At 48.2% G+C, this 9808-nt stretch carries 8 protein-coding genes; 4 read left to right on the plus strand and 4 right to left on the minus strand.

Features of this window, described 5'->3' with window-relative positions; genetic code table 11:
• On the minus strand, positions 1–1491 hold a 1491-nt coding region (locus NG792_RS17170; protein WP_261236188.1), incomplete at its 3' end, for a Ppx/GppA phosphatase family protein.
• 294 nt (positions 1492–1785) lie between these two features.
• Here NG792_RS17170 and NG792_RS17175 point away from each other — a divergent pair.
• Positions 1786–2670 (plus strand): 4-hydroxybenzoate solanesyltransferase, encoded by an 885-nt coding sequence (locus tag NG792_RS17175; protein ID WP_261236189.1) that lies wholly within the window; start codon positions 1786–1788, stop codon positions 2668–2670.
• 446 nt (positions 2671–3116) lie between these two features.
• On the plus strand, positions 3117–4031 hold the full coding sequence (locus NG792_RS17180) for a peptidoglycan DD-metalloendopeptidase family protein (protein WP_261236190.1): 915 nt from the start codon (positions 3117–3119) through the stop codon (positions 4029–4031).
• 152 nt (positions 4032–4183) lie between these two features.
• On the opposite strand, the gene glgA is transcribed toward NG792_RS17180, so the two are convergent.
• The 3 genes from glgA to hemC all read right to left on the minus strand — a co-directional run bounded on the left by glgA (position 4184) and on the right by hemC (position 7577).
• Positions 4184–5611 carry a glycogen synthase GlgA gene (gene glgA, locus NG792_RS17185; RefSeq protein ID WP_261236191.1) on the minus strand — a complete coding sequence of 476 codons (1428 nt, stop codon included), beginning with the start codon at positions 5609–5611 and terminating at the stop codon, positions 4184–4186.
• A gap of 143 nt (positions 5612–5754) precedes the next feature.
• Positions 5755–6480 carry a glycoside hydrolase family 108 protein gene (locus tag NG792_RS17190; protein WP_261236192.1) on the minus strand — a complete coding sequence of 242 codons (726 nt, stop codon included), beginning with the start codon at positions 6478–6480 and terminating at the stop codon, positions 5755–5757.
• Positions 6481–6608: 128 nt separating this feature from the next.
• The gene (gene hemC, locus NG792_RS17195) at positions 6609–7577 is read right to left on the minus strand and encodes a hydroxymethylbilane synthase (protein ID WP_261197129.1); all 969 of its coding nucleotides are present in this window, start codon (positions 7575–7577) and stop codon (positions 6609–6611) included.
• A 123-nt stretch (positions 7578–7700) separates the two neighbouring features.
• Between hemC and NG792_RS17200 the strand changes: the two genes are divergently transcribed.
• Positions 7701–7841, plus strand: coding sequence for a hypothetical protein (locus NG792_RS17200; protein WP_261197130.1), 141 nt, complete (start codon positions 7701–7703; stop codon positions 7839–7841).
• A gap of 1047 nt (positions 7842–8888) precedes the next feature.
• Positions 8889–9515 carry a P-loop NTPase family protein gene (locus NG792_RS17205; protein ID WP_261197131.1) on the plus strand — a complete coding sequence of 209 codons (627 nt, stop codon included), beginning with the start codon at positions 8889–8891 and terminating at the stop codon, positions 9513–9515.
• The last annotated feature ends 293 nt before the right edge of the window (positions 9516–9808 follow it).

Here is a 9808-nt window from a genome sequence, read left to right on the forward strand (position 1 = left end):
GGGGAAATAGCGGCAACCGAGCTGGGCGATCGCCCCAACTTGGCGGCGGTCGAGGGCAACAGCCAAGCGTAACAACGCACTCAATTGACTCACCATTTTGCGATGTTGCTTGCTGGTCAAATTCCGATAATTATCATGCTTTTTCTTCGGCGCACTTTGGCGGTGATAGCGGGCGAGATTAGCGATGATTTCCACCTCTGTATCTGTATATCCCAGCAACTCTCCATTGCGAATCAGATAGTAGGAGTGTTTGTGATGAGCCGAATGACTGATATGAATGCCGCAGTTATGCAAAATTGCGGCTGACCAGAGTAATTCTCGTTCATTTAAACCCCAGTCATGGAGTAAGCCTTGGGTGCGATCAAATAGGGTCAGAACAAATCCAGCAATTCGTTCGGCCGAGTCCAGATTAACGTGGTATTTTTGGGCAATTTTCAGGGTACTGCGTTGCCGGATGGAACTCTGATAGCGCAGACGGTCTTCAATTAACCCGTGGGTGAGCATCCAATCAACGATGACGCCTTCCCTGAGCGATCGCTCGCAGACGGTGAGGGAATCCATCTTCAACAAAGTCATCGCTTCGAGCAAAATTAAAGCCCCAGGGAGGATAATTTCAGCGCGCTTGTCCGACATCCCCGGAATGGCTAACCGTTGATTGTAGGAAAGTTTGCGCAAGCGTTGGACAAAATCAGATAAGTCCTTTAATTTGAATTGATATCCAGTTAGGGGAGAGGGTTCAAGTCCCTGTTTTTCCCGGGCGATCGCCACAGCGAGGGTTTCAATGGTTCCCGAGGTCCCCACCACCCGAGGCTGTTCATCCAAGTACAACCGCGCTTGTAACTCCTCCACGGGACGTTCTAACATCCCCCGAATGTAAGCTTGCAAAAAGTCAAACTCGCTGTTACTAATTGGGTCCGTGGTAATAAATTCACTCGTCAGACGCACTGCCCCAATTTTCGTGCTACTCAGAAAACGGGGTTCATGACCATCCCCTAAAATGAGTTCCGTAGAACCGCCCCCAATATCAATAATAATGTGGGGTTCTTCATTAAAGTCCATCCCGGAGAGAACGCCGAGGTAGATCCGGCGCGCCTCTTCCTGTCCGGAAATTAAACTGACCTGTAGTCCCAGTTCAGTTTCGATTTCCTTGAGAAAATCCCGTCCATTGGGGGCTTCGCGCATGGCAGAGGTGGCAACCGCCACCACTTGTTCGGCATTGAGACTCTTAGCGCGTTGCTGGAAGCGTCGCAGCGCGGATAAGGTACGTGCCATGACTTCCGGTTTGAGGTGGCCGGTTTTGATATCGCGATCGCCCAGACGCACGGTTTCTTTTTCCCGGGTCATAATCGTAAAGGCCGGTAGGGTAGGGTCAATTTTGACAACCACCATGTGCAGGGAGTTCGTCCCCATATCGATCGCAGCGAGAATATGTTGTTTCCCCACCTCGGGATCCGGAATCCTCACGATGGGAACGGATTTGCTCAAGGTCATTGTTTTTCCCTCCAGGAAATTAAGGCGGTGATGCATGACTAAGGCTGGGGTGCAAGCCGGAATCGAACCGGAATTGAGGAATATCCCCGGTCAAAGAGGCAAATATTGCATCCTTTGTGTCGGATTGGTCAAGATCCCCGGAGGTTGCTGATTAAGGCATTGACAAATTTTCGCTCTGGATGACGAGAATGCATCCAACCGATATCCCGGGGTTAGGGATCGATTCCACTGTTGAACCCAAGATAACGATATCGTATTAGTGAAACCTATCGCGAATTAATTTAAGTAAATGTAATGGTGACGTCACAACCCAACCCAAGCGAACCAACCTGGCAAGCGGTTATTCGGCTGTTACGGTGGAATAAACCTGCCGGACGCCTGATTTTAATGATTCCGGCGCTGTGGGCCGTATTTTTGGCGGCGGAAGGAACGCCCCCGGTACTTCTGGTTGGGGTGATTATTTTAGGGTCTTTGGCAACCAGTGCCGCCGGTTGCGTGGTGAATGATCTGTGGGATCGGGATATTGATCCGCAAGTGGAACGCACGCGCGATCGCCCTTTGGCATCCCGCGAACTGTCTATCAAAATTGGGATTGGGGTCGCAATAGTGGCTTTTGTTTGTGCAGGGATTCTAGCACTGTATCTCAATCCCCTCAGTTTTGGCTTATCTGTAGCGGCAGTCCCGGTAATTATTGGCTATCCCCTAGCGAAACGAGTGTTTCCAGTACCTCAGTTGGTTTTGTCCATTGCTTGGGGATTTGCGGTGCTAATTAGCTGGAGTGCAGCAGCATCTCACTTAGAGACCTCCACCTGGATTTTATGGGGGGCCACGGTGTTATGGACCTTGGGATTTGATACGGTGTATGCTATGAGCGATCGCGAGGATGATCGCCGGTTGGGGGTGAACTCCAGCGCCTTATTTTTTGGCGATCGGGCCGCTGAAGCTGTCGGCGTCTTCTTTTTGGCAACTGCTGGATTATTGATTTGGGAAGGGATGCGGTTAAATCTGAGCTTTCCCTTTTGGGTTGCCGTGGCGATCGCGGTCCTGTTTTGGAGTTGGGAATATCTCCAACTGCGCCAGGAAGACCTCCCTAGAACCACTTACGGCCAGATTTTTGGTCAAAATGTTTGGATCGGATTTGTCTTACTCGCGGGCATGATTGCCGGGATTTTAGCTTGAATCCAGCCCTTGACTGGCAACAATCCTGGGGCCTCCTCCAACCAGTCTCTCTCTGCTGGTTCATTCAGTTCTATCCAAAGGGGGATAATCTTCACCCCAAGATTTAGATAGAGTAGAACCATAACAAACCGCACCGTTTCAGGTGTTCATAAGACAGGCCCTTGGCCTTTTTAATAATCTACATAATAAACAATCCCGTTCGAGTCATTCGGACGGGATTGTTAGTATTTGGACCGCTTAAACTACCCCAATTTCTAACATTTTCTAAGGATCGGAAAATAACAGCGTTGATGGGTTATCAAGAACGGGAGTAGGGGAATGGGAACCGACTGAGGGAGTGCCGTGGCTAAAAAATCATGTTAAAATCGAGCCAAAAACCTTGATTTTCCGAAATTAGCCTGAACTTTGAGATAGGGTTCACTCTCTATATTTACCCTGGAATTGCTATGATGTTATCCCGCTGGCTGATTTTCTTGCCTACCCTTCTCTCCCTAACCTTGACTCCCGGGAGTGCCACGGCCAATACTGAACCGCAGACGAATAATTGTCCGGCAATGTTGGGACTTCCGGCACTCGATCGCATTCAACGTCATCAGATTGCCAACGGTGAAACCGTGGAAAGTATCGCCGCCCGATATGAACTGAAACCCGAAACCCTCATGGGGATGAATCCGCCTCTACAAAGCGGTTTAGCGCCGGTGGGAACAACCATTCGGATTGCTCCTTTTGATGGGATAGAGGTGCGGGTACAACCGGGACAAAGTTGGACCGACTTAGAAGCAATTTATAAGATACCTGCAGCAGCAATTTTTGATAATAATGGCTGTTTAGTTTCCCCTCCGCTGGTGGTTTTTGTTCCCGGAGTCATCTGGTCGAGTACAAATCCCGAAGGGTCTGGAACTGTCACATCCTTTGTAGACCCGACTGTGAATCCAGTTCCTGGGTATCCCCTTCCGGTAGAGGCAGAACCGATTTTAAGATTTGGCTATACGCGGTTAAATTCCGGCAGTGGAGCACCGACGTTTCATAGTGGGATTGATTACAAGGCGGCGATCGGAACCCCAGTCTTAGCGGGGGATAATGGGGTGGTTGTTTTTGCAGGCGATCGCGGTGCTTATGGTAATCTCATCGTGATTAATCATGCCGGGGGTAAACAAACTCGCTACGCCCATTTAAGTGAAATTTCTGTTACTCTCGGTGAACAGATACGGCAGTCTCAACAAATTGGCCGGGTGGGTTACTCCGGCAATCCTGACAGCACTGAACCCCATCTCCATTTTGAAGTTCGCGCCACTTCTGCGGAGGGATGGGTAGCAGAAAATCCCGAAGATTTCATCCGCGCTCAAATTTTAGGGCGGTAATCTCTCAAATTCTCTAGGGTTTCGTCGTTAATCTAACGGTTATAAACCGGGTTTCTTGTCAACTTTGTGGCAAAGAAAGCCATCAATCAGCAACAGAAACCCGGCTTATTTCAGTTTTTATAGTCAGGGCTATTTCATCATCTAATCATCGCCTAGGCTTGAGCGGTTTCTGCCGCTTCTAGGGCGTCGTCGGGGTCTTCGGTAATGCCATAGATGGAATGATACATCTTGACATACTCTTTGGCGGATTTATTCCAGCTAAAGTCCTGCTGCATCCCTCGGATTTGGAGTTGTTGCCAATAATCCTGATACCGATAGCCTTCCCAGGCGCGAATCATGCAGGTAAATAGGTCTAAGGTTTCATAGCGATCGAAACAGTAACCTGTCCCTTGCTTGGTGACGGGATCATGGTGACTGACGGTATCCACTAAACCCCCAGTGCGACGAACAATGGGAACACAACCATAGCGCATGGCTAATAATTGACTGATTCCACAGGGTTCAAAGCGACTCGGCATTAGGAAGGCATCGCTTCCGCCATAGATGCGACGAGAGAGGGAATCATTGTAGAGTAAATAGGTTGCCATGCGTCCGGGATAGCGGGTCGCAAGTTGCCACATTTGGGTTTCATAGTTGCGATCGCCAGTCCCAAGCAAAATAAACTGGGAGTCGGTATAAGCCATAAATCGGTCCAGGATCTGAATGGTCAAATCCAAACCTTTTTGCTCTACCAATCGGGTTACCATCCCAATCAAGAAGGCTTTTTTATTCACCTCCAGACCGACTTCTTCTTGCAGAGCAATCTTATTTGCCTTCCGTTTTTCGATGGTTTCAGCGGTGAAATTTTGCTGCAGATATTTATCGGTTTCGGGATTGTAAGAATCCGTATCAATCCCGTTGACAATTCCAACTAATTTACTGCTGATAAAAGACATTAACCCTTCTAGGGTTTCGCCATAAGCCGGGGTTTTAATTTGCTCAGCATAAGTGGGAGAAACGGTATTCACCAAATTAGCATATTGCACCGCTGCGGCCATTGTATTATGACCCTGCATATACCAGGGACACCAGGTCATCTGTTCTAACTTCCAGCGCCAAGGTCCTTGGTAGGCTAAATTATGAATCGTGAAAGCCGTGGCAATATCTGGGGATTGATGCATCCAGACTGGAATCATCCCGGTATGCCAATCGTGGCAATGGATTAAATCGGGTTTCCAGTAGTTCCAGGCAAATTCTGCTGCACCATTGGAAAACAGGGTGAACCGCCATTCTTCATCTTCCCCGGCATAAATCCGCCGAGGCATAAACGAGGGATGTCCAAATAAATACAAGGGAACATCGGTTCCGGGTAGGACGCTTTCATAGACGGAGAAATCCTGGAACATGGCATAGCCGGACCATACGGGGTCCTCGGGAATGTCCATTTTATCCGGGAGAAAGCCGTAGTAGGGAAGAAAGATGCGGACGTCATGTCCCATCTTTCTGAGAATTTTAGGCAAGGACCCGACGACATCTGCCATGCCACCCACTTTAGCAATGGGAGCCGCTTCTGCGGCAACAAATAATATTTTTAACTTCACTCGCGTAGTTCCCTTAAATTATCCGTACCGCCATCATACCTGTGGAGGGGTATCCTAAATCTGGGACAGGGAAGAGATGTTTGGATCAAAAATGGGACCGCGAGGAGGTCCATGCTTTAGGGGTGGCGCTGGGGAGATGACGGCTATCGGGTGGTTTTGAGGGTATCGACGACATCTTGCAGCAAGGCGATCGCCTGCTGGAGTTTCTTAAAGACTTCTTCTGATTTTTGCTCGGATTTGTCCAGGGTTGGGGGTTCCTGCACTGGCGTTTTATCCGGCAATGGCGGGACGGAGGAGAAGCTAGGAGATTTCTGTGGTGGCGTTCCGGTGGCAGATTGAACCCATTGCTCAATATAGGCGAGTAAATCGCGATCGCGGCGTAACCATCCCTCTAAAAATATCTCCTGACTAGGATTGGCTTTAACCTGCTGATGACGATAGGCAATCCGGCAATGACAATACCGTTTAGCCGTTTCCAAATTGTTGTATTTCTCTAAAGCGCGTTGGGTATTCGGGCCAAATTTGCCATCAATGCTTAAGCCGCCGATCGCTTCTTGTAAAAATTCAATGCTGCCCGGAACATGAAAATTGACCGCAGTATCGAAATGCACGATACTCAAGGGCAAACACATCAAATCCGCTTTGGAGAGTTTCCAGTAACTGTGAAAATAAATCTCTTCCAGTTCTGAGTCACTCAGCAAGCGGACCGCTTGAAGCGATAAGCCTTTGTTGCGACGATAGGTATCATAAGTACCTTGGCTAATCCCGCGATTGACGGCACCAGCGAGGTCCTGCGGGTGTCCGGCCCCGCCTTCCCATTTGAGGGTAAACTGTAGCGCAGTGGCAAAGGGGTTATTGGAATGAGTCATTGGAAGTCTTGGATACTCCGATCTCAAGGGTGAAGTAGAGACGCATTCAATAGCAGCGTCTCTACTAAAATTCACTGGATCAAGGTACTTACCCGCACTCTCCCAGTAAAATTTCTCCCTTCCCTGGATTAACTGCGCTGAATTTGAGCAAAGATTTCATCGAGGATTTCCTGAGCACCCATTTGACGCAAGGTTTCGGCGAGTTGGATGCCGAGTTGTTCTGCTTCGGTGGCAGGACCCGTTATTTTCTCTTTGAGGAGTCGCTTGCCATCGAGACTGGCAACCATGCCAGTTAAGGTGAGGTTGTTGTCTTGAATCAGGGTATTGACCCCGATCGGGACTTGACAACCCCCTTCCAGTCTGCGTAAAAAGGCCCGTTCTGCATAACAGCGTTGAGCAGTTTCCCAATGTTCCAGGACTTTAATCAGTTCCAGGATGTCCGGGTCGTTGGCGCGGCATTCGATGCCGAGTGCGCCTTGTCCGACGGCATGGAGGGAGATTTCCGGGGAAATGACTTGATGAATGCGATCGCTCATTCCCAGTCTTTGTAATCCGGCGACGGCGAGGATAATGGCGTCATACTGTCCTTCATCCAGTTTGGCTAATCTCGTGTTCAGGTTTCCCCGAATGTCTTTAAACTCCAAATGGGGATAGTGATGGCGCAACTGGGCTAGACGTCTCAGGGAAGAGGTGCCAATCACGGCCCCTGGCGGGAGGGTCTCTAGTTGCTTATCTTTGTGTTTCTCATGGACTACTAGAGCATCAGCGGGGTTTTCCCGTTCGGTGACGCATCCGAGGATTAGTCCTTCCGGTAGATTGGTGGGGAGGTCCTTGAGGGAATGGACGGCGAGATCGGTTTCTCGCTGCAGCATTCCGACTTCTAATTCTTTGGTGAACAGTCCTTTATCCCCAATTTTGGCAAGGGCGACATCGAGGATGATGTCTCCTTGAGTGCTCATGGTATGAACTTCAAACCGGCGATCGGGAAAATGTTTTTGGAGTTGTTCTTGCACCCAATGGGTTTGCACTAAAGCCAATTGGCTTTTTCTCGATCCAATATGAACCGTGAGGGGAGGACCGGAAACAGTAGAGGTCATAATCTTGAGGTTGCGTGGCTTATGCCGAATACGGTACTTCAATATAGACTACCGCACTACTTGCCTGGAATTGGCGGTGGGGATCGGTGCAATTGCGGGGCTCAGGGGGGGCAGAGCCTGCGGTTGTCTGGGGTAATTCTGGGGGCAATGCTACGGGCGATCGCCTGCGATCGCGGTTCCCCTTTGGTGTTTCTCGATCCTGCGGGGCGATCGCCATCCATACCCGCTCCCTTTCCAAAATTCTCCCCACTCCTCATCCGCTGATTGTTAAATTTTATGAACTCCCGCCCCGAGACCCTCTCTCCAGTCTCCCCGATCTTACCCGTCTAAGACTTGGTACAGTTTTAGATCCCCAGGACAAAAAACCCGGTTTCGGGCCCAAAGCAAGTTACGAAGTCAGCCCAAATTTTGTACAGAAACCCGGTTTGTCTTCCCACTACTGTAATGATGCCCTAGGTTTTTTATGAACACTGCTCTCAATCAGAGAGAGTAAACTGGATGTTTTGGGGTCCTATCGCCCTCACTAAGACACAGAAGAGGGGACCCGAGGCTGTCTCAATCCGCCTGTGGGGCCAAAAAATCCTGACTTGTCAGCAGATCCCCCATGCCTTCCCTCTTTCCCCCTGGGGCTAGACTCCGTAAAAATACAGATATCTTAACAAATCTATAATTAGATAGATTCACAATAGTGGCCTCTTCAGTTAAACTAACTCCACAGATAGATGCCATCATAAAGCCGTCAATGGCATCGGGGTCTAAGTACCTGAAACCTAGATAGGACGAGGGAAGCCTGTCCCATCCACTCTCCAAAGACTTTTGAACTTCTGGGGTATTCCGGCTTGTAGCTACGACCTGCGGAATATACGGAGATATGTATTTGGGTAGATTACCAAATACCCAAATAGGCTTTACCATAGCTAACAACTGGGGTTTGAAGATGCCAGTGGGAGCCTATTCTTCCCCGGATCCCCAAATTTTTGAAGTTTTGTCTCTAAATTTATAGATCTATACGCCAGTTTTAGGATTAGGGAAAACTTTAATTCTTCCTAATTAGAGAGGTGAGGATTCCTGAATAATTCATGTAATTAGTAAACTCTAACTCAGTCATTAAGAAAGTTAATTAATTCTCAAGGAGTACGGGGATTCCTAACTTAATTATAAATTGATTTTCGGAGTTATCTCCCCTCTCACCGATTCCTACCGACAGATCCCAAAAATCTATGCTATTAGGTAGATCATCCTTCCCTAAATCTTAAACTAAACTTAAACTTACTAACTGAGGCCACCACCAAATTCATGAATAATAGAAACATGAAAAAAATAGCAATTATCGGTCCTAAAGGATCGGGAAAAACCACCCTCGCTCATCACCTCTGCTCAATTGTGAATGTAGAGGTCATTCATGCCGATGCTATCCTGGCCCAAGCGGCAGAGAGTGTGACAATGGAATCTCCGAGCAAAAGCCGCTTAGAAAGCTATCTTCAACAACCGGCTTGGATTATCGAAGGAAATGGAGATCCTACGAATCCAGATTTTATTTACGAGCGACGTTTTGCTGCTGCTGATACAATTATCTGGTTAGACTTATCCCAGAATGTTTGTCTGTGGAGACGGTTAAAAAGAGTATTTCAACCCGAGGGTAAATTGCGGAGATTTTTCTTAAGTAATTACCCGGGAAATATACAAGAATATGGGTTTTTAGAAGGGTTAAGGCAGACTTGGAACTATATGAAACAAGAGCGTTCCTTGGTCCGGGAAAAAATAGATCAATGTTGTGGAGATAAACGAGTTTTTATTCTGCGCAGTCCCTCCGAGGTAAAAGACTTTTTGGATGTGATTCAGCGAGTCAATGAACTCTCGGTCTCTCCGAGTCAATCCCACTGTTACAATCTGAATAGAGGGGTAACCCAGTTGGTGGCTGCTCCGGCAGTGAGCTAGTCTAGCCTCATGAAAAATACGGCCTCAGTTAAGTAAACCCCAGTTAGGAATTAGCTTCACTTTTTAAACTCTGCGAGGAGCAGGGTATTGCTACCCTGAAAAAGGCCACTCAGATGGATATGAAAGGGTTGTACCCAGATGTCCGGATGAAAATGGCTTTCATTTAAAGGCGATCGCACCGCCTAAAGTTCAGCGTGATTCGGACCCTCTAAGAATCCTTAATTTCCCGGATAATATTCAATTAATTTTAGGTCGGTTTCTGCGATCGCCCCGTGATGTTGATATTGATATCG

It is taken from the genome of Laspinema olomoucense D3b (assembly GCF_025370785.1).
In the GTDB taxonomy this organism is placed as follows: domain Bacteria; phylum Cyanobacteriota; class Cyanobacteriia; order Cyanobacteriales; family Laspinemataceae; genus Laspinema; species Laspinema olomoucense.

What these genes read in the sequence shown, in the direction of transcription:
- NG792_RS17180 (WP_261236190.1), top strand. Translation starts at nt 3,117, where the DNA reads ATGATGTTATCCCGCTGGCTGATTTTCTTGCCTACCCTTCTCTCCCTA.
- NG792_RS17190 (WP_261236192.1), bottom strand. Translation starts at nt 6,480, where the DNA reads ATGACTCATTCCAATAACCCCTTTGCCACTGCGCTACAGTTTACCCTC.
- NG792_RS17175 (WP_261236189.1), top strand. Translation starts at nt 1,786, where the DNA reads ATGGTGACGTCACAACCCAACCCAAGCGAACCAACCTGGCAAGCGGTT.
- hemC (WP_261197129.1), bottom strand. Translation starts at nt 7,577, where the DNA reads ATGACCTCTACTGTTTCCGGTCCTCCCCTCACGGTTCATATTGGATCG.
- NG792_RS17205 (WP_261197131.1), top strand. Translation starts at nt 8,889, where the DNA reads ATGAAAAAAATAGCAATTATCGGTCCTAAAGGATCGGGAAAAACCACC.